This is a genomic window from Pinibacter aurantiacus (assembly GCF_019130065.1).
GTDB lineage: Bacteria > Bacteroidota > Bacteroidia > Chitinophagales > Chitinophagaceae > Pinibacter > Pinibacter aurantiacus.
Genome location: NZ_JAHSPG010000005.1, coordinates 1 through 19,500 on the forward strand (window position 1 = coordinate 1; position 19,500 = coordinate 19,500).

14 protein-coding genes are annotated in these 19,500 nt (G+C 42.0%); 7 read left to right on the forward strand and 7 right to left on the reverse strand.

The features are described 5' to 3' along the window. Positions 1-155: 155 nt before the first annotated feature. From KTO63_RS09485 to KTO63_RS09505, 5 genes are all read right to left on the reverse strand, one after another. Complete coding sequence (locus tag KTO63_RS09485) at positions 156-1,508, reverse strand: M28 family metallopeptidase (protein WP_217791023.1); 1,353 nt, start codon at positions 1,506-1,508, stop codon at positions 156-158. A gap of 180 nt (positions 1,509-1,688) precedes the next feature. Continuing rightward, entirely contained in the window at positions 1,689-2,738 is a 1,050-nt protein-coding gene (locus KTO63_RS09490) for a 3-oxoacyl-ACP synthase III family protein (RefSeq protein WP_217791024.1), read from the reverse strand. 179 nt (positions 2,739-2,917) lie between these two features. Beyond that, positions 2,918-3,577, reverse strand: coding sequence for a sterol desaturase family protein (locus tag KTO63_RS09495; RefSeq protein ID WP_217791025.1), 660 nt, complete (start codon positions 3,575-3,577; stop codon positions 2,918-2,920). A 66-nt stretch (positions 3,578-3,643) separates the two neighbouring features. Next, entirely contained in the window at positions 3,644-4,720 is a 1,077-nt protein-coding gene (locus tag KTO63_RS09500; RefSeq protein WP_217791026.1) for a glycosyltransferase family protein, read from the reverse strand. A gap of 10 nt (positions 4,721-4,730) precedes the next feature. After that, the gene (locus KTO63_RS09505; protein ID WP_217791027.1) at positions 4,731-5,567 is read right to left on the reverse strand and encodes a UDP-2,3-diacylglucosamine diphosphatase; all 837 of its coding nucleotides are present in this window, start codon (positions 5,565-5,567) and stop codon (positions 4,731-4,733) included. A gap of 384 nt (positions 5,568-5,951) precedes the next feature. Between KTO63_RS09505 and KTO63_RS09510 the strand changes: the two genes are divergently transcribed. Beyond that, on the forward strand, positions 5,952-7,424 hold the full coding sequence (locus tag KTO63_RS09510) for a PSP1 domain-containing protein (protein WP_217791028.1): 1,473 nt from the start codon (positions 5,952-5,954) through the stop codon (positions 7,422-7,424). Positions 7,425-7,784: 360 nt separating this feature from the next. On the opposite strand, the gene KTO63_RS09515 is transcribed toward KTO63_RS09510, so the two are convergent. Both KTO63_RS09515 and dusB read right to left on the reverse strand, forming a co-directional pair. Beyond that, the gene (locus KTO63_RS09515) at positions 7,785-8,507 is read right to left on the reverse strand and encodes a DUF4197 domain-containing protein (protein ID WP_217791029.1); all 723 of its coding nucleotides are present in this window, start codon (positions 8,505-8,507) and stop codon (positions 7,785-7,787) included. 152 nt (positions 8,508-8,659) lie between these two features. Further along, a complete protein-coding gene (gene dusB, locus KTO63_RS09520; protein WP_217791030.1) occupies positions 8,660-9,700 on the reverse strand; it encodes a tRNA dihydrouridine synthase DusB in 1,041 nt (346 codons plus the stop codon). A gap of 266 nt (positions 9,701-9,966) precedes the next feature. Between dusB and KTO63_RS09525 the strand changes: the two genes are divergently transcribed. The 6 genes from KTO63_RS09525 (at position 9,967) to KTO63_RS09550 (ending at position 19,211) form a co-directional block, all read left to right on the forward strand. Further along, positions 9,967-10,893, forward strand: coding sequence for a CPBP family intramembrane glutamic endopeptidase (locus KTO63_RS09525; RefSeq protein ID WP_217791031.1), 927 nt, complete (start codon positions 9,967-9,969; stop codon positions 10,891-10,893). 197 nt (positions 10,894-11,090) lie between these two features. Continuing rightward, positions 11,091-11,945: a phosphatidate cytidylyltransferase gene (locus KTO63_RS09530; RefSeq protein ID WP_217791032.1), complete on the forward strand. Its 855-nt coding sequence runs from the start codon at positions 11,091-11,093 to the stop codon at positions 11,943-11,945. A 239-nt stretch (positions 11,946-12,184) separates the two neighbouring features. Next, entirely contained in the window at positions 12,185-12,808 is a 624-nt protein-coding gene (locus KTO63_RS09535) for a TetR/AcrR family transcriptional regulator (protein WP_217791033.1), read from the forward strand. Continuing rightward, a complete protein-coding gene (locus KTO63_RS09540) occupies positions 12,795-14,216 on the forward strand; it encodes a TolC family protein (protein ID WP_217791034.1) in 1,422 nt (473 codons plus the stop codon). The genes KTO63_RS09535 and KTO63_RS09540 overlap by 14 nt, the downstream gene beginning before the upstream one ends. 60 nt (positions 14,217-14,276) lie before the next feature. Further along, positions 14,277-15,440: an efflux RND transporter periplasmic adaptor subunit gene (locus KTO63_RS09545; protein ID WP_217791035.1), complete on the forward strand. Its 1,164-nt coding sequence runs from the start codon at positions 14,277-14,279 to the stop codon at positions 15,438-15,440. Between the two features lie 141 nt (positions 15,441-15,581). Beyond that, positions 15,582-19,211: an efflux RND transporter permease subunit gene (locus KTO63_RS09550; RefSeq protein WP_217791036.1), complete on the forward strand. Its 3,630-nt coding sequence runs from the start codon at positions 15,582-15,584 to the stop codon at positions 19,209-19,211. The last annotated feature ends 289 nt before the right edge of the window (positions 19,212-19,500 follow it).

A 19,500-nucleotide genomic window follows, 5' to 3' on the forward strand; every position in this document is an offset into this window, starting at 1 on the left:
TGTCAGGCTGAGCTTGTCGAAGCCTTATTAAACAGGAATGGTGATTGCGAAACAGTTCTTAATTGAACAACATTAGATTTCAAATCATAATAAATCATGACAATCATGAAAATCTGCCTGCCCGACTAAAGTCATTCAGGCGGGCGTCCCTTCTCTTATCGTCCCGCAGGAACCGGTACCACAGGCAGCCCTTCATTACCATCTTCGCTTATGGATTGAACGGCAAAGAAATAATTGTCTTTTGAATAAGGCAGATCCACTTTCAAATCAGTTGTAAAAATTTTCTTTTGCCAGAAAGCGCTTGTCGTCTCTCTCATCAAAATATAATAGCCTTTAACTTTTCCTGTCTTTGGAGCCTTCCATGAAAGGTTTGTATAGTTGGTAAGTTTCTTTACTTCTATTTTTACTTCCTGCGGCATAGACGGCGACTTAGCAAGGTTGGCCAGGTTACACAGGTTCATGCAGGTGTTTTTTCTCAGGTATTCAAAATCCATGAATTGCAGAAGATCGCCGTATTGAATACCGTTTTGCACTCTTACGTCCTGGTGTTGATGGTAATAGTTTTCATTCATCTCTGTGATGCGCACTGCGGCATAGCCCTGTAGTACGTAGGGCAAATGATCGCCACCTCTTAAGAAACGATCATTGCGATAGATCATGACCACCTGTAGATTATCAACATAACGTTCGCCCGTTTCCTTTACGTATCTCGCCAGTTGCCTTGCCTTGCCGTCATTTTCCAAACCGAGATTGCGAATGTTTAATGCAGCCTTTCCTGTGTCTGCTACTTCAAATGCCTCACTAAATACACGAACCTTTGTGTTATCGGTAATATTTGTTTCACTGCTGTTGTTGCTGCCCATAATGTCATTATTCAGTACCGCTTCAATGTTCCAGTTTTCCTTTCTCGCCTTTTGCGCCATAAATGTTGATCCCAACAATCCTTGTTCTTCGCCACTTACAGCAACAAAAATTATTGTTGCAGGAAAAGAATGTTTACTCATTACCCTCGCACATTCCATCACCGCAGCGGTGCCACTGCCATCATCATTTGCTCCGGGTGCATCTCCGGTACGATCCATTACATCGGTGCGCATATTGTCCAAATGACCGCTGATGATAAAAATGCGATCGTCATTTGGATCAGTTCCCTTTAGTGTTGCTACAACATTGCCCAATAAAATAGTCGTGTCAACCCTGCGACCATCCTTTTGTAATCTGGTGGTGTCAATGAATGCGCTCATTCTTCCACCTGATTGTTTCGAGAATTCATTGAAGCGACTAAGCACCCATTGCCTTGCAGCGCCGATGCCCCTTTGAGAATTGGTTTGTGTACTGAGCGTGTTTCTCGTTCCAAAATTGACCAGCCTCGAAATATATGATTTCAACGAGTCCGCGGAAACATCTTTTAACATGTTTTCAATCTGCGGATCCTTTTGAATAATGGTTTGTGAGAAAGTATGTGAGGAAATGAAAAGAAGAACCAGGAAAAAGAATAGTTTTCTCATGTTGATTAAGTTAGGTTGGATAAAAATAGAGAACGGAACGCAGATTTTCACGATGATCATGATAATCATGATTTTTTGATTTGAGATCCGATGTTACACGAGAATACTGCCATGAAATTCAAATCTCTAATTTCAAATCATAGTAAATCATGACAATCATGAAAATCTGCGTTCTTTGTCCTACCACCGCACCAGCGCGCTGGCCCACGTAAACCCGCTACCGAAAGCAGCAAGGCACACGAGGTCGCCGTCTTTTACTTTGCCCGCTTCCCATGCCTCGCACAAGGCGATAGGAATTGAGGCCGCGGTAGTGTTGCCATATTTTTGAATGTTGTTGTACACCTTGTCATCGCTCAGTTTCAACGTTTGCTGCACAAACTGTGCGATGCGCAAATTTGCCTGGTGAGGAACCAGCATGTCTATATCAGAAGGTTTCAAGTTATTTGCCGCAAGCGCTTCGCCAATTACTTCAGGAAATTTCACCACTGCCTTTTTGAAAACTGCCGGCCCGTCCATGTAAGCAAAATTCTGACCGTTGTCAATCATTTGATGGCTCATGAATGTTTCTCCGATAGCCGCTTCGTCGTAGTCTGCGAGCTTTTTATCCAGCCAATGATTGGCATGCGTACCCGGATTGAACATTGCCAAAAGTTCTGCGTCTCCGCCATCGCTATGTAAATGCGTGCTCAAAATCCCATGTCCTTCTTTTGACGTAGGTTGCAATACAACAGCTCCCGCGCCATCGCCGAATATTACACTTACATTTCTACCTCTCGTGCTAAAGTCCATTCCAAAAGAATGCTTTTCACTGCCAATAACAAGAATGTTTTTATACATACCTGTTTTAATAAATTGGTCCGCCACACTCAATGCATAAATAAAACCACTGCACTGGTTGCGTACATCGAGCGCACCAATCTCTTTCATTTTCATGGCTCTTTGCACAAGCACACCGCAACCGGGAAAATAGTAGTCCGGACTAAGTGTTGCAAATACAATGAAATCTATATCCTGTGGAGTAATGCCTGCTCTTTCAATGGCGATCTTTGCTGCTTCAACACCCATCGTAGTGGTTGTTTCACCCGTACGATCCGCATAGCGGCGCTCTTTAATGCCCGTGCGTTCCTGTATCCACTCATCACTGGTGTCCATGTAGGTCGTAAGATCTGTATTCGTGTAAACGTTCTTCGGAACATACATTCCTATTCCGGCTATTTTAGAGTGTTGCATTTACAATCGTTTTATTTGAAACCAAAATAACGAAATCTAGTTGAGAGTTGAGAATGGAGAGTTGAGAGTTGTGGCTCTAAAAAACCAAACAGCCTGCAGATATTTTCTACAGGCTGTTTGGAATATTTGAAGAAATAATTCCGTAGTTAACTCTCAACTCTCACTTCTCCATTCTCAACTTATTTAAACATCAAATCCTTCACCTTCTCTTTGTCTTCTTTTTCTTTGTTAAGATCGAACATGGTTCCAAACACGCGGTCCCAAATAGTAGAACTAACTCCGTAGCCCATGTGATCATTTTTGTAATGATGCAGGTGATGGTTTCTCCACAATGGCTTCATCCATTTGAATGGTGGGTTCCACGCGTGAATAGCATAGTGCATAGAGCCATACAAAAGATAGCCCAGCATAAAACCAGGGAAGAACATAAATGTGTAACCGCGCAGAACTAAGTATTGAAGAGAAAAAATAATAGAAGCTAAAATCAAACTTGGAACCGGCGGCATAAACAAACGCTCTTTATCTCTTGGATATTCGTGGTGGTTGCCGTGCATTACATAAACGATGCGTTGTGTTTTTGGATTTTCAGTTACAAAGTGAAATAAAAAACGGTGAGCGAGATATTCAAAAAATGTCCAGAAAAACAAGCCGCCAAAAAATATCAAAAGCACTGTTGTTATATCGAAACCAAGTTTTGTGTGAGCGTGATATAATAAGAAACCGATAATCGGAATGTACATGCCCCAAATCACCAAAGGGTGTGTTTTGGTAAGCATTTCCAGGTATTGACTTTCAAACAACCGTGCCTGTCCTTTATTCTTTATTTTGTCAAACTTCATAGCTAATGATTTTTATTACCTTTCACAAAAATAGTAAATATCAAATAGCCAAAAACCCTACCAATATTAATCGAAGCTGATGTTTATTAAGCCCAGCCTGGCCAAAACCTGCCTGAAATCGGGTAACACGTTCAACGCCAAATGTTTCTCCGGCGAATAGCTTTCAAATAAATGCTGCAATACTTCCGGAATTACATTTGTGTAGCTAACGGGCTCGTAAGTGTAAGATTCAAGCCATTGGTTGACGTGCGCAACGAAGGTTTCGTCTATTGTTTGTAGAACTTTTACACCAAACTCTTCAAGTGCCGCTGCATTACAGTATTGCTCATATTGTCCTTTGATAGGAATTACCATCAATTTCTTTTGCAAATGCATAACCTCGGCAGGAGTCTCGAAACCCGCGCCGGTAATGACTCCCATTGAATGGATCATGCTTTCGTTGAAGGCCGCTTGCTGTACGGGAATAAAAGTGACATTATCCTGAACTATTTTTTGTTTCACTTGTTTCGAAAACACATGGAAATGAACATGAGGAACCTGGCGGAAATATTTTATCAGCACTTCATCATGATAAGCTGATAAGTAAACCGTGATATGCCCATTATTTACAGGACTTGCCTCCAGAATTTCTTTTTTAACAACAGGTTCAAAAATAAAGTCATCATATCTTTTGAAGTGTAAGCCGATGTATTGCGAAGCACGTGCATAATTCTTCAAAACAGTTTCGCCCACAAATTCTTTATTGGCTGGACGCGGAACAAAGGAAGATTGAAAAGAAGCCTGGTGACCAAAATTAACAGAGGCAACTTTTTTAGACGCACACGATAAAGATGTAATGCTTTCAAAGTCGTTGATCACCACATCATACTTTTCAACGGGGAGAGAACGCACTTCTGAAATGATGCGTTTTAAACCGGTTGTAACATGCCCGGCAGTTTTCAAATAATCAAGACCACCATTTTTGTTGTAGAAGAAACTCATTCCCTTGCTACGGTATTTTACCGGAAGATCAGTAGCAAGGTCGCAGTTGCTGCCACTCAGGAACACGTCCACCTCGCCATACTTTTCCATGTAAGGAAGTAATTGTGTGGCTCTGCTGATGTGGCCGTTGCCTGTTGCCTGTACTGCGTATAAAATTTTCATGGAAGGGGTTTTAAATAGCTAATGAGTTTATGTAAAAGTGAATGTCGTCCGTAACCACATTCAAAGTAGGTTCTGCGTGTTCGTGTTTGGTATTTTCAAACTTGGCGTGATCGTATTCGTAGATGTGCCAGTCATTGCCATAATATTCCAGGGAAGTAAGATTTTCTACCCAGTCGCCCGAGTTGAGGTACATCACACTGCCATCCTTGGTTTCAATGATTCTTTTTTGTGGCTGGTGAATATGCCCGCAGATCACATAGTCGTATTTCTTTTCGATGGCGAGTTCCGCTGCCGTTTGCTCAAAATCATTGATCTTGGTAACGGCCTTGTTCACCTCTTCCATTACTTTTTTGGAAAAAGAGACGCGCTCACGGCCCATCAGTTTCAGGCAGCGGTTTACAAACTTGTTCAGCAGAATTAGCAAACCGTAGCCGCTGCTGCCCAATTTTGCCAATATTTTGGCGCTCCCTTTGGTGGTATTGTCAAATACATCCCCGTGGAAGATCCAGGTCATTTTATTGTTGATCTCGATAACTACCTTGTCTGTAAGCTGGAAATTGCCGAGTTGAATGTCGCTGTAGCGGCGGAGCATTTCATCATGGTTGCCGGTAATGTAGATTACCCGTGTGCCTTTGCTTAGCAAACTCATGATTTCTTTGATAACACCCATGTGCGCAGCAGGAAAATATCTTTTGCTGAATTGCCAGCCGTCAATCACGTCGCCGTTTAAGATGAGGATTTGTGGAGAGATGCTTTTGAGGTAATTGAGGATCTCTTTGGCGTGGCAGCCATAAGTACCTAAATGAAGGTCAGACAACACAGCAACATCTACAGAACGCTTTTCCATGACTTTGGGTTTTCCAAAATTCCTTATAACATATTACCCCTATATTATGCAGTGATTAAGAAAAGGTTAAGTAGGGGCGAATCGCATTCGCCCTGTGGCACATGCCGCAACGCCTAATTGAAAATTCCTGCCCGACTAAAGTCATTCAGGCGGGGAAAGTTGAAAATTGAAAATGGAGGTCAGAAGTAAAGCCTGTCCTTATTTTATGAAGAATATTTGGCATTAAACACCGGCATCCGCTTACTGGCCGCTGGCGACCTGATATACCGGCAACTTGCAATCTTATTTGACCTATATTTGTGAAATATGTCCTGGTAAAATACATTATTGATTGATTTGCCGGATTTGAAATAAATTTTTTAATACTCGTAAACCTATATATACATGGGATGTGGTAGTTGCGGTACCGGAAAACCGAACGGTTGCAAAAGCAATGGCGGATGCAGCTCAGGCGGTTGTAACCGGATGAATGTGCACGACTGGCTTGCCAATCTCCCCTTTGCAGATGTTGAAAGCGCTTGCAAAGTGGTCGAGATCAGCTTTAATAATGGAAGCCGGAAAGACTTTTTTAGAAATACAACTTTACAGCACTTTGAAAAAGGTGAAAATGTAACCGTTGAAGGAGTGAGCGGATTTGATGTAGGAGAAATTTCAATGACGGGAGAACTGGTGCGCCTGCAAATGAAAAAAAGAGGCGTGAACGAGTTTGACTCCGATATGAAGAAAATTCTTCGCCGCGCTTCTGACAGGGATATTGAAGTAAGAGACGTAAATAAAGCAAGAGAACCGGAAGCGGTTATTCGTTCAAGAGCCATTGCAAAACAGCTAAAGCTGAACATGAAAATTTCCCAGGTGGAAATGCAGGCCGATGGCAGAAAAGCAACTTTCTTTTACATAGCAGATGATCGCGTTGACTTCCGTGAACTGATCAAAGTATACGCCAGCGAATTCAAAGTAAAGGTGGAAATGCGCCAGATCGGTGCCCGCCAGGAAGCGGCAAAAGTAGGTGGCGTAGGAAGTTGCGGTCGCGAACTTTGCTGTAGCACATGGCTCACAGATTTTAAGAGCGTAAATACTACGGCGGCACGTTACCAGAATCTTTCTATCAACCAGACAAAACTCAGCGGCCAGTGCGGACGCTTGAAATGCTGCTTGAACTACGAACTGGATACATATCTTGATGCATTGCAGCATTTCCCTGAAAATGCAGATACATTACAAGTGGGAAGAGGAAATGCGATCCTGATTAAGAAAGACATTTTCAAAAACCTGATGTGGTATGTATTGCCCGACAGTACAAAGCAATATCCGGTAGCTATTGACAGGGTTAAGAAAATACGATCTCTGAATATGCAGGGCATTGTGCCAGATGAGTTGGAGGTAGTTGAAGTTACCAGCACCAAAGTGAAGGAAGTAGAACCTGAGTTTGTAGATGTAGTTGGTCAGATCAGCTTACAAAGCCTTGATAAAAATGACAGGAAGAAAAAACATTCTTCCCAACACCATAACAAGAGCAGAAACGAGCGCCAGCAGCAGCCGCAAGGTCAGCCAGGAAACAGTCCTCAGCAAAGAAACGTAGGCGCCAAACCTCAGCAGCAACAAGGCAAGCCGCAACAGCCGCAACAACAAAACAGGCCGCCGCAGCAGCCGAGACCTCAGCAACCAGGTCAGGGTCAAAGACCGGCACAACAACAGCAAGGAGGAGGCCCTCAGCAAAGGCCGCCGCAGGGACAGGGACAACAGCCGCAGAAGGAAAACCCGCAGCAAAGACCTCCCCAGCACAACAGGCAGCATCATCAAAAAAGACCAAACCGACCTCCTCAGCAGCCTCCACAAGAAGGCGGAGAGAAGAAGTAAAAAGGCAAAAATAAAAGTCAAAAGGGTTCAAGAAATTGGACCCTTTTGCTTTTTTGCTAGTTTGTTGTTGCCAGAGGCAACAGAATAAAACTGCGAGGCTGGAAGCCTTGCAGAGCGGTCAACAGAATAAAACTGCGAGGCTGCAAGCTTCGCAGAACATCAGCTTGACAAGGAATTGTGCAGTGCTCTTCAAAGCTTCCAGCTTTGAAGTATTATTCTATCGCCTCCGGCGATTAACTATTAAAAAAATAAAAGCAAAAGGTTCCGAACAATCGGAACCTTCTGCTTTTATAATATCGTTCGAAGATTGAAGAAAAAAATCAGTGCAAATCTGCTAAATCAGCGTCATCATTGTGCTCACTACTTCCCGAAGACCTTTTGCAAAATAGCAGAAGCCTGACCCATCGGATCTGTTCTGATGGCAACTTCTTCTTTGGCGATCTGATCAAACAACGCATCCGTTGCTTTTCCTGCCACATAGTTTTGCAAGTCAGGATTTATCTTTTGAACAGTTGTCGGAAGCTTGTTGTAAATATTTACGATGTCTGAATAGTATTTCGTGGCGTTTACTTTATCCAGTGATTGTTTTATGGAAGGAGCAAAAGCCGCAAGTAACTGCGTGTTTGTTTTGTTTTTAAAATAATTGGTCACGGAATTGTTTCCACCTTTCACAATGTTTAATGCATCGATAATGCTCATTTGTTTGATTGCATTAACGAAAATGGGTGTTGCCTGACCTACCGCGTCTTCTGCTGCACGGTTAATTTGAGTAATAGCTTTGTCTACCTGTGCGCCCATACCGAGAGTGCGCAATGTGTTTTCAACTTTAACTGCATCAGGAGGTAGTAGTACTTTGTAAGCCTGGCTACCCAAAAATCCGTTAGTCACGTTGAGGGTTGAAACGGCTTTAGTAATGCCTTGTGTCAAAGCTTCGCGAATACCCTGGGCCGCATCGTTTTCTGTAACTACCCCTGATGACTTTGTAGTTGTTGTACCCGTACCCGTTGAAGTTTGTGGTAATTGCAAAGTTTCGCAAGAACTGAATAGTGCCATTGCGGGAATGGCCAGAGCCCAAATTTTCATAGATATATTTTAGTTTTTATAGAGATACAAGACTGTTAAGTCAAAAGTAGAAAGGAAAAATTCAAAAGCGTCAAATGCCGATTTGCTCGATAAATGCATACAGCGCTGCATTACAACATTTTTACTTTTTACTTTTGATTTTTTATTTCAAACTAATCAATCGGACATTTTTCATGATAGTTGATCAGTTCTATTTCTGTTTTAGGAAATTCGAAACCGGTATAGTAGGAAGTAACTGCATCCAGCACTTCATTAATTTCCGCTTCTGTGGTTAGCGTAACCAATTTTCCTCTGAACTCTTTAATGTTTGGTAAACCTTTCAGGTAGTTCGCGTAATGACGGCGCATTTCGAAAATACCTACAACTGGCCCCTTCCATTCGACAGATTTGTGCAAATGTTTTTTACAAACCGCTACTCTTTCTTCCACAGTTGGCGGAGCCAAATGAGTGCCTGTTTCTGCAAAATGTTTTATTTCATTAAAGATCCATGGATAACCAATTGCCGCACGACCGATCATGATGCCATCAACGCCGTAACGATTTTGGTACTCAACTGCTTTTTCCGGTGAATCAATATCGCCGTTGCCAAAGATGGGAATATTAATGCGAGGGTTGTTTTTCACTTTTCCGATCAGCGTCCAGTCTGCTTCACCCTTGTACATTTGCGTACGCGTTCTTCCGTGTATCGCAAGTGCTTTGATACCAACATCTTGCAGGCGTTCCGCTACTTCCTCAATGTTTCTGGTGTTGTCATCCCAGCCCAGGCGCGTTTTCACCGTAACCGGTAGTTTGGTGCTCTTTACCACAGCATCTGTCAGCCGCACCATGAGGTCGATATCTTTTAAAACACCGGCTCCGGCGCCCTTCATGGCAACCTTTTTCACGGGACATCCAAAGTTTATATCCAGCAAGTCCGGGTTGGTAACGTCCACAATTTTAGCCGCAAGAGAAAGGCTTTCCTCATCTCCGCCAAATATCTGAATGCCCACAGGGCGCTCATAATCAAATATATCCAGCTTACGGCGGCTCTTAATAGCATCACGAATCAATCCCTCACTGCTGATGAATTCGGTATACATAAGATCGGCGCCGTTGTCTTTACACACTGCACGGAAAGGGGGATCGCTTACGTCCTCCATTGGAGCAAGTAGCAAAGGAAAATCAGGAAGTTGTAAGTTGCCGATTGTAACCATAATTTTTGGGCGTTTTCCGGAAAAGCAGGTTAACGAATAATGTTAGTCGCCTCATAACTAATTAATACTTAACAATTAATAATTAATAGGTCAACACTCGTTATGGGATGTAGCCCTGGGATTTTTGAACAAACCCGTAACTTGCTTTTGCTAAGCAGGCCACCGTATTAATTATTCATTATTAATTATTAATTATAAATACGGCTATCTGCCAGCGGAAAACTAATTTTGAGCTGCAAATTTACAAGCATTTTACCGAACCATTTATGAACACTTACTTAAAATACAAGCCCGTTTGGCTTCAGTTTATAGTTTTAGGGGCTCTTTTCTTCCTTACAAGTGGCGTTTTGGGCTCTGCGGCAGGCTATTCTATTGCGGGAGCATACCATGTCTCCGTGAATGAATTGATGAACCCAACCAGTCCTGCTGCCGTGACTGCTTCAAAATTGAACCTGGCGGTCAGTTCGATTTTTGTTTTTGGCATGTCAGGCTTTTTGTTCAGCTACATGTCTGATCATCACCCGTTTAAGTTCCTGGGGTTTAAACAGCCTGCGCCTCAGATATTTTTATCCATCGGTGTAATAATACTGCTCACTTCCCTCCCGGCGCTCAGCTGGTTTGCCATCATTAACAAGCAAGTTCATCTTCCTTCAGGTTTACAGGAAACGTTTAAAAAATTTGATGACCTGAACAAGCAAATGATGACGAAAATGCTGGTTATGCCTTCAGCGAAAGATCTTTTTCTAAACATTATTGTATTTGGAGTGATACCAGCGATAATGGAAGAGATTTTTTTCAGAGGCGCCCTGCAAAGAATTTTCATAAGGCTATTTAAAAGTCCGGTAATTGGTATTCTTGTTACAGCATTTGTTTTTTCTGCTGCCCACATGGAGTTTTCAGGATTCCTGGTTCGACTTGTTTTGGGAGCCTTGTTAGGCGCTTTGTATTGGTACAGCGGCAGTCTTTGGCCGGGAATACTGATGCACTTTTTAAACAATGCCATGCAGATCCTGGTATTGTATTTTTATCCGCAAACAATGGTAGAAGATACTCATTTCAATGTGTGGCTGGTGGCGGTAAGCTGTTTGTCCATAGTTTTAATTCTCATTTGGATGAAACGAATTTCGCATACGCATTATGGTGAGGTGTACGATAATGACGATTTTACAATAGAACCGATTGATAGAAATTAATAATTAATAATTAATAATTAATAATTAAGAATTAAGAATTAATAGGGTCGCCGATATTGCAAAAAGCTGGTTTTCCAGCCGCCCTAAAAGGAGAAATTAAAGTTTTATAGAGACTCCATATTAATTGCTAATTATTAATTATTAATTCGCATAACAGAAACCCAGATTCAATACCCGATTCGCACAAATAACAAACAATGGCATTTAACTGGCAAACCTTTAAAACCCGCACACTTACAGCAGTACTATTTGTAGCCGTAATGCTTACCGGCCTTCTATGGAACTACTGGAGTTTCTTTATATTATTTTCCATTATACATTTTGGCTGCTGGATAGAATATCAAAAGCTTATTGAATTGATCGATGGGGAATACAAAAACATTAATCCTTTCCATAAGTACGCAACTATTATTGCCGGATGGTGCCTTATGTTATTCGCCACCAATGAATATTTTCATATCGGCGGATTCAGTTTACATGCTATTGGCTGGTGGGTTGGTTTGATCGCACTTTTTATTCTGCCCATTTCTGAATTGTTGTTTACAAAGAATATCAACTTAAAAAATATTGGTTATTCATTTCTCGGGTTGCTGTATATATCGTTAAGCCTTGCCGCAATGATAGATATCAGAAATCCCTTGAAATTTGATCTGCAGTGGATCACACCGCTGATCATTATTTGCTCCATCTGGATAAATGATACCATGGCATACATCGTTGGCTCACTGATTGGCAAAACGCCGTTCTCTAAAATTTCTCCTAAGAAAACATGGGAAGGAACGATTGGTGGAATGTTGTTGGCCGTCATAACGGTGACGCTTGTGGGAAGAGCAGTTGGTGCTTCTTCTACAGTACAACTCATCGGCATTTCTTCCATTGCGGCTATTATGGGTACGCTAGGCGATTTGCTGGAAAGCAAACTGAAACGCATGGCCAATGTAAAAGACAGCGGCAGCATTATGCCCGGTCATGGAGGCTTTCTGGATCGCTTCGATTCGCTCCTTGTGGCGACGCCATTTGTGTGGTTGTTTCTGAAGTTGCTTAACGCGTAATGCCCAACGCAAAACGCGTAATGCCGAACGCTTAACGCTGGTTGCTGAATGCTTAAAATTGCACTGAAGGCTGCGTTGAGCGTTCGGCATTAAGCGTTAAGCCTTTGATGTTCAAACGATTCAATCAAGACAACTTCATTTCCATGAAAATATTATGAATGGTAAAAAAAGTTTATGGAAACTTTTGTTACACGAAAAGTTTCCATAGTTTTGCCTTCAGAATTTATTGGAATATGGAAATGAAAGATCGGATTAAGTCAAAAGCCAACGAGCTTTTTAAGCGCTACGGTATCCGCTCCGTGACTATGGATGAGATTGCTACGCAACTCGGTATTTCAAAAAAAACCATCTATCAATCCTTTACCGACAAAGATGATATTGTAAGCGAAGTGGTAAAAGACCATCTCGAATCATCTGAACAGGATTGCCTGTCGTGTAAACTGGATGCTGAGAATGCGGTGCATGAAGTGTTTCTTGCAATGGACCGGGTGATTGCGCATTTACGGGACATGCACCCTGCAATGGTTTTTGATCTGCACAAATTTCACTATGAAGCTTTCAGGAAATTTCAAACGTTCAAAGATGAGTTTTTGTACAAAGGCATTGAGGATAATTTAAACCGTGGCATACAAGAGGGATTGTACAGACCGGAGATCAACATTGAGATTCTTTCGAAGTTCAGAGTAGAGTCGGTTTACTTTTCATTTAACCCCAACACATTTTCGCCAGAAAAGCACTCGCCGGCAGATGTACACATGGAGCTGATGGTGCACTTTTTATTTGGCTTAAGTACTCCAAAAGGATATAAACAGATAGAGAAATATTTAATTGACCGTAAAAAACAACACCATGAGGGAAGTTAGAAAATTCAACCTTATCGCAGCTATGATGTTGATGTTGTGTGTCGGTGCAATGGCCCAGCAGCCGACGCAACCACGGCAGATACACAGCTTTTCCGCGAAGGAAGCGATAGATTATGCCACAAAAAACAACGCGCAGGTAAAGAATGCGTTGCTTGATTACAAGATTCAGGAACAGACGAACAGACAAATTACAGCGGCCGCATATCCGCAATTGAACGGATCATTGGGAACCACTTATTTCCCGAACGTTCCAGTGCAGGTCTTTCCCAATTTTATTGCAATGGGAACCTATGGAGTATTAACATCGGAAGGCGTTAAAAATGGTTCCGGCGACGCAATTGTTGCGCCGGCTGACTATGGATATATTCAGGCTGCGTTTGGTACCAAATGGTCGGCTACTGCAAGTGCCACGCTCAACCAAATTTTATTTGATGGCCAGGTATTTGTTGGATTACAGGCAAGGCAGGCGGCATTGGACTACGAAACAAAATACGCTGAGGTAACAACTGAAAATATTAAAGTCAACATCTACAAAATCTATTATCAGTTAATAGTAAGCAGGACACAAGTTGCGCAAATAGATGCCAACATAGAAAGAACGGCAAAATTCCTAAGTGATTCAAAAGCTATGTATGACAACGGTTTTGTTGAAAGACTGGATGTTGATAAAGCCACAGTTCAACTCGCAAACCTTCAAACGCAAAAATTAAAAGTTGAACGAACAATTGATAACGGCTACACCGGGCTTAAATTTTTGATGGGGATGCCAATCAGAGATAGCATAATTCTTACAGATGATCTTACAGATGAAAAACTGAGAAGCGGCGTTTTGGAAGGAGGTGATTACAAATACGAAGACAGGAAAGAATACCAGGTACTTGAACTGGCAAAGGAATTGAACGAATACAACATTAAAAGATATAAATATTCCTATTTTCCAACAGCCAATTTTTCGAGCACCTTCTCAAAAAACGCTTACAGAGATCAGTTTAATATTTTCAAAAAAGGAGATTGGTACACAGGCTGGAACATAGGATTGAATATATCTGTACCAATATTTGATGGTTTCGCAAAAGCAGCCAACATTCAGAAAGCAAAGTTGCAGCTTGAGCAAACAAACAATCAAATGGACAACCTGAAACTTTCAATTGATAACGATGTTGCCGTGTCGCAGAACAATTTCAAAGCTGCCATCATAACACTGGATTATCAAAAGAAAAACATGGACCTGGCTGAGCAAGTGTACAATCAAACAAAGAAGAAATATGAAATGGGGTTGTCTTCAAATCTTGAAATTACCAATGCACAGGCAGATTTGATTACCGCCCAAAGCAACTACACAAGCAGTTTATACGATGCCGTAATTGCTAAGATCGACTATGTGAAAGCTACAGGCAAACTACCTTAAAAAAATTTTCAACACTGTACAGACAAGGCACAGCCTTGTCTCTGCTAAAAACAACATATTATGCAACGCATTCTCAACATAACACTAATTGCTCTTGGCACTACATTAATGGTTTCGTGCGGAAGCAGCGATACTTCTAAAAAACCTGTAGATATCAAAAAAGAAGAACTGGCAAAACTGAAACAGGACCAGGAGGCATTGAATAAAAAAATAACATCTCTTGAAGCTGACATAGCAAAGCTTGATCCTTCTTCTGTAAAAGCAGAGAAAGCTAAACTGGTAAGCGTTACAGCGCTTGCGCCAGTACCGTTTACGCACTATGTAGACCTGCAGGGTAAAGTTGATGCAGATAATATTTCGTATGTGGCTCCACGTGGCGGTCCGGGCGTTGTAAGAGCGCTGTATGTAAAAAAAGGAGACGCGGTTAAAAAAGGACAATTGCTTTTGAAACTTGATGATGCAGTTGTAAAGCAACAATTAGCAAATGCACAAACGCAATTAACTTTTGCAAAAGATCTCTATCAGCGCCGCAAAAATCTTTGGGATCAAAAAATAGGTGCAGAGGTAGATCTGATCAATGCAAAAAACAATGTTGATCAGGTAGAGAACCAAATTAAACTATTGCAGGAACAACTTGGATTTACCAATGTCTATGCAGACATGAACGGAGTAATGGATGAAGTGAATGTAAGAGTAGGTGAAACCTTTACCGGCATGGCAGGAACTGCGCCCCAGTTGCGTTTGGTAAACACAAGCGCGTTAAAGGCAGTTGTGCAGGTGCCGGAATCTTACCAGGCTAATGTAAAAGTTGGCTCGCCGGTTAGAATAACTTTACCAGAAGTCAATAATAAAGTGATTATGGGCAAGGTCCATGTAGCTGGCCGTTTGATCGATCCGGATACAAGAACGTTCTACATCGAAGTACAATTACCAAACGACAAAGACTTGCGCCCAAACCAAATTGCACTGGCACAAATTCAGGATTACTCAACACCAAGTGTGATCACCATTCCTATCAACACATTGCAGACTGATGATAAAGGCAAATATGTGCTGGTAGCTACGCAAGACAAAGGAAAACTGGTTGCCAAGAAGAGACCTATCTCCATCGGTCAAACTTATGGAGACAAAGTAGAAATAAAAGGCGGTCTGCAGCAAGGCGACCAACTGATCACAGAGGGCTTCCAAAGCTTGTATGACGGACAGTTGATTACTACAAGTTAATAACTGAATAAACTGAATAACTGAATGACTGAATTAAGAAAATCAACTTAGCATTAGAAGTTCAGTTATTCAGTTATTCAATCATTCAGTTATTGTTAAGCAACAGGCACAAATAAAATTGAACACGCACAACTATAAACCATGAGTGCATTAGAAAACTTTTCCGGAAAATTCAAAGACTTCGTCGTTACAACGTGGAGTATTAAAAATAAAACTTCCATATACCTGCTCATGATCTTCCTGAGCGTTATCGGAATTTTTCAGTTCGTAACGTTGCCTAAAGAGCAGTTTCCAGATATCGTGATCCCTACTATTTATGTGCAAACAATTTATGTAGGTAACTCGCCAAAAGATATCGAGAACCTGGTAACAAGGCCAATAGAAAAACAGATCAAAAGCATCACCGGTGCGAAGATCAAAAAATTCACCAGTACATCTGTGCAGGATTATTCTGCCATTGTAGTAGAATTTGAAACAGATGTAAAAGTGGAAGTTGGTTTGCAGAAAGTAAAAGATGCCGTTGACAAGGCCAAACAGGATTTGCCAACAGATCTTACAGAAGAGCCAACTGCACTGGAAGTAAACTTCAGCGACTTCCCTATCATGTACGTAAACATAAGCGGCGACTACAACCAGCAGCGTTTGAAAAAGTACGCAGATGACATGAAGGATAAGCTGGAAGAGCTGTCACAAATTAACCGCGTGGACATTGTGGGTGCACCTGAAAGAGAGTTTCAGATAAATGTGGACAACTATAAAATGCGCAGCGCAGGAATAACCTTCGATGATATTGATGGCGCAGTAGCAAGAGAAAACATGGATATCTCCGGTGGTTTGCTGGATGTGGGAACAATGAAACGCAACCTTCAATTAAAGGGACAGTTCAAAACCGCCGCAGACATTGAAAAGGTTGTTGTAAGAAACCAATCAGGCAAGCCGATCTATCTGAAAGATATCGCAACTATTAAAGACACTATTAAAGAAAGAGAAAGTTATGCGCGGCTTGATGGCAAGAACGTAGTGACGCTGAACATCATTAAACGTTCCGGTGAAAACCTCATTGAAACAAGCGATGATGTAAAGAGAACTGTCGAAGAAATGCGTGGTTCATTTCCGAAAGATTTGAACATCGTTGTAACGGGTGATAGCAGCAAGCCAACAAAAACATCATTCAATGACCTGGTAAACTCAATTGTAATCGGGTTCATACTGGTGTTGGTAATCCTGATGTTCTTCATGGGCGTGGTGAATGCGTTCTTCGTGGCACTGTCCGTTCCGCTTAGTATGTTCCTTGCATTCATGTTCCTGCCCGCGGCAGATTTGATCATCGGAACACACGTAACGTTGAACTTCATGGTGTTGTTTGCGCTGTTGTTTGGTTTGGGTATTATAGTAGATGATGCGATCGTGGTAATTGAAAACACGCACCGCATCTTCATGGAAAATAAAGGAAAGATAAGTACAGAAAAATCTGCGATGGCTGCGGCCGGAGAAGTATTCGTGCCCGTACTGGCAGGTACTTTAACCACACTGGCACCATTCGTTCCATTGATGTTCTGGCCGGGTATCATCGGTAAATTCATGATCTACCTGCCAACGATGTTGATATTTACTTTAACAGCATCGCTGATTGTGGCCTTCATCATGAACCCTGTATTTGCAGTTGACTTCATGAACCATCCGGAAGACGGCACCAAAGAATCAAAATTTGCCATCTTCAAAAAGCCGGGCTTGTGGCTTGCGGTTGGTCTCGGTATCATACTGGATGTTGTAGGCATGTCTGCACCAAGCGCAGCTAAGTCTGCAACTGACGAAGTGGTTATTAATATGTACACTTTCTGGGGCAACCTGCTATTGTTCATTACCATACTCGTTTTGCTGAATAAATTCTTCCTGGATAGCATCATACATTCGTTCCAGAACAAGGCTTTGCCTTGGATAATGAGCCATTATGAAACATTGCTGAGATGGGCCCTGAAAGGTTGGAGACCCGTATGGTTGCTGATTAGCACAGTGTTTTTGCTTATCTTCTCATTTGTATTCTTTGGTAGGAGAAATGTGCCTGTTGTATTCTTCCCGCAAAGTGATCCTAACCAGATATTCGTTTACCTGAAATTGCCCGTGGGAACATCTGTGGATTATACAGACTCCGTTACCCGCACGCTGGAGACAAAAGTTTACAAAGTGTTGGGCATGGAAAATGGAAAAAAGAACTCAATGGTAGAAAGTGTTATTTCCAACGTTGCCGTGGGTGCCAGCGATCCTAACAGTGGAGACAGAAGTACACGAAGCGAATTGGGAAGAATTCAGGTGTCGTTTGTAGAATATGAAAAACGTCATGGCGTTTCCTCAAGACCATATCTTGATAGTATTCGCGGTGCGTTAAAAGGTATTCCGGGTGCGGAAATATCTGTTGATCAGGAACAAGGTGGTCCTCCTACAGACCCTCCCGTAAATATTGAAGTAGCGAGTGAAGATTTTGACAACCTCATTAAAACAGCCGTTGGTTTAAAAAACTATCTTGACTCCATACAGGTGCCGGGTGTAGAAGAGTTGAAAATGGACATCGACCTGACCAATCCTGAAATTTCGCTTACGGTTAACCGCGAAAGAGCGCTGATAGAAGGCGTGTCTTCGGCACAGGTTGGCGGACAATTGAGAACCGCATTGTTTGGTAAAGAAGTGTCAAAAATTAAAGAAGGAAAAGAAGAATATAAGATCCAGCTTAGGAACAATGAGGTGCAAAGAAAGAATCTTGTTGAGTTGCTGAACATGAACGTTGTTTTCCGTGATATGGCAACGGGTCGCGTGAAAAGCGTTCCAATCAGCTCGCTCGTGACAATAGACTATACAAGTACGTTGGGTAGTGTAAAACGTAAGAACCAGAAACGTATGATCGTTCTTCGCTCAAACGTGCTCACGTCGCAAGGTTACACACCAACTGCCGTGAATGCAGATATTACGAAGTACATCGATAAATTTAAAGGCAAAGCAGATGGCGTAACCATTAAACAAACCGGTGAAGGTGAGCAACAGGCGGAAACCGGTGCCTTCCTGATGAAAGCGTTGGTGCTGGCGCTGATGCTGATCCTGATAATCCTGGTATTGCAATTCAACTCCATCAGCAAGCCGGTGATCATCCTTACGGAAATCATATTCAGTGTGATCGGGGTAATGCTTGGATTTGCATTTACCAGAATGCAGGTATCGGTAGTAATGACGGGTATTGGTATAGTGGGTCTGGCAGGTATTGTGGTGAAGAATGGTATCCTGGTGATTGAATTTGCCGACGAATTGAGGTCGCGTGGTATGAAAACAAGAGAGGCCGTTGTACAGGCAGGTAAAACACGTATCATTCCGGTGTTACTTACCGCAATGGCCGCGATCCTAGCGCTGATACCGCTCGCAGTTGGTTTCAACATCAACTTCGTAACGCTGTTCTCAGAGTTGGACCCACGCATTTTCTTTGGTGGCGATAACGCTTCGTTCTGGAAACCATTGTCATGGACCATCATTTTCGGTTTGGCATTTGCGTTCTTTATGACCCTCGTAATGGTACCAAGCATGTACCTGATAGCAGAAAGGCTGAAACGCCCGATGCGGAGATACTTTGGTGGTAAATGGGTTTCTATGATGGGTATTCCTCCACTGACATTCATATTTATTCTAATGATATTTTACGCCATGATCAAACATGCAATAGATGTTGCAAGGCGTACAAGACGTAATGTTCCCGGCTCCGATGTGACCTGGAATAAAAGTTGGTTTTAGTTTTAATATATCATGATCAAGTAGAGACGCCCGAAAGGGCGTCTTTTTTAATTATTGAATGATTGATTTCGTGAATAATTGATTGGTTCAAATGAATATTTCATCACCTTCCACGGCTTGCTAAGAAAACGGCCACCCTCATTTACCACTAAGGCACTAAGCACACTAAGATTCACCAAGGGTACCTCACATAACATCCTCCCCCACTCAGCAATGAAATGATTCAATAATTGCGAATGAACACGCAAAAAAAATTTCTGGTGTCTAAAAACAAAATGGTTTCCCGTAG

What these genes read in the sequence shown, in the direction of transcription:
- KTO63_RS09550 (WP_217791036.1), top strand. Translation starts at nt 15,582, where the DNA reads ATGAGTGCATTAGAAAACTTTTCCGGAAAATTCAAAGACTTCGTCGTT.
- KTO63_RS09545 (WP_217791035.1), top strand. Translation starts at nt 14,277, where the DNA reads ATGCAACGCATTCTCAACATAACACTAATTGCTCTTGGCACTACATTA.
- KTO63_RS09530 (WP_217791032.1), top strand. Translation starts at nt 11,091, where the DNA reads ATGGCATTTAACTGGCAAACCTTTAAAACCCGCACACTTACAGCAGTA.
- KTO63_RS09495 (WP_217791025.1), bottom strand. Translation starts at nt 3,577, where the DNA reads ATGAAGTTTGACAAAATAAAGAATAAAGGACAGGCACGGTTGTTTGAA.
- KTO63_RS09490 (WP_217791024.1), bottom strand. Translation starts at nt 2,738, where the DNA reads ATGCAACACTCTAAAATAGCCGGAATAGGAATGTATGTTCCGAAGAAC.
- KTO63_RS09525 (WP_217791031.1), top strand. Translation starts at nt 9,967, where the DNA reads ATGAACACTTACTTAAAATACAAGCCCGTTTGGCTTCAGTTTATAGTT.
- dusB (WP_217791030.1), bottom strand. Translation starts at nt 9,700, where the DNA reads ATGGTTACAATCGGCAACTTACAACTTCCTGATTTTCCTTTGCTACTT.
- KTO63_RS09515 (WP_217791029.1), bottom strand. Translation starts at nt 8,507, where the DNA reads ATGAAAATTTGGGCTCTGGCCATTCCCGCAATGGCACTATTCAGTTCT.
- KTO63_RS09505 (WP_217791027.1), bottom strand. Translation starts at nt 5,567, where the DNA reads ATGGAAAAGCGTTCTGTAGATGTTGCTGTGTTGTCTGACCTTCATTTA.
- KTO63_RS09540 (WP_217791034.1), top strand. Translation starts at nt 12,795, where the DNA reads ATGAGGGAAGTTAGAAAATTCAACCTTATCGCAGCTATGATGTTGATG.
- KTO63_RS09510 (WP_217791028.1), top strand. Translation starts at nt 5,952, where the DNA reads ATGGGATGTGGTAGTTGCGGTACCGGAAAACCGAACGGTTGCAAAAGC.
- KTO63_RS09535 (WP_217791033.1), top strand. Translation starts at nt 12,185, where the DNA reads ATGAAAGATCGGATTAAGTCAAAAGCCAACGAGCTTTTTAAGCGCTAC.
- KTO63_RS09485 (WP_217791023.1), bottom strand. Translation starts at nt 1,508, where the DNA reads ATGAGAAAACTATTCTTTTTCCTGGTTCTTCTTTTCATTTCCTCACAT.
- KTO63_RS09500 (WP_217791026.1), bottom strand. Translation starts at nt 4,720, where the DNA reads ATGAAAATTTTATACGCAGTACAGGCAACAGGCAACGGCCACATCAGC.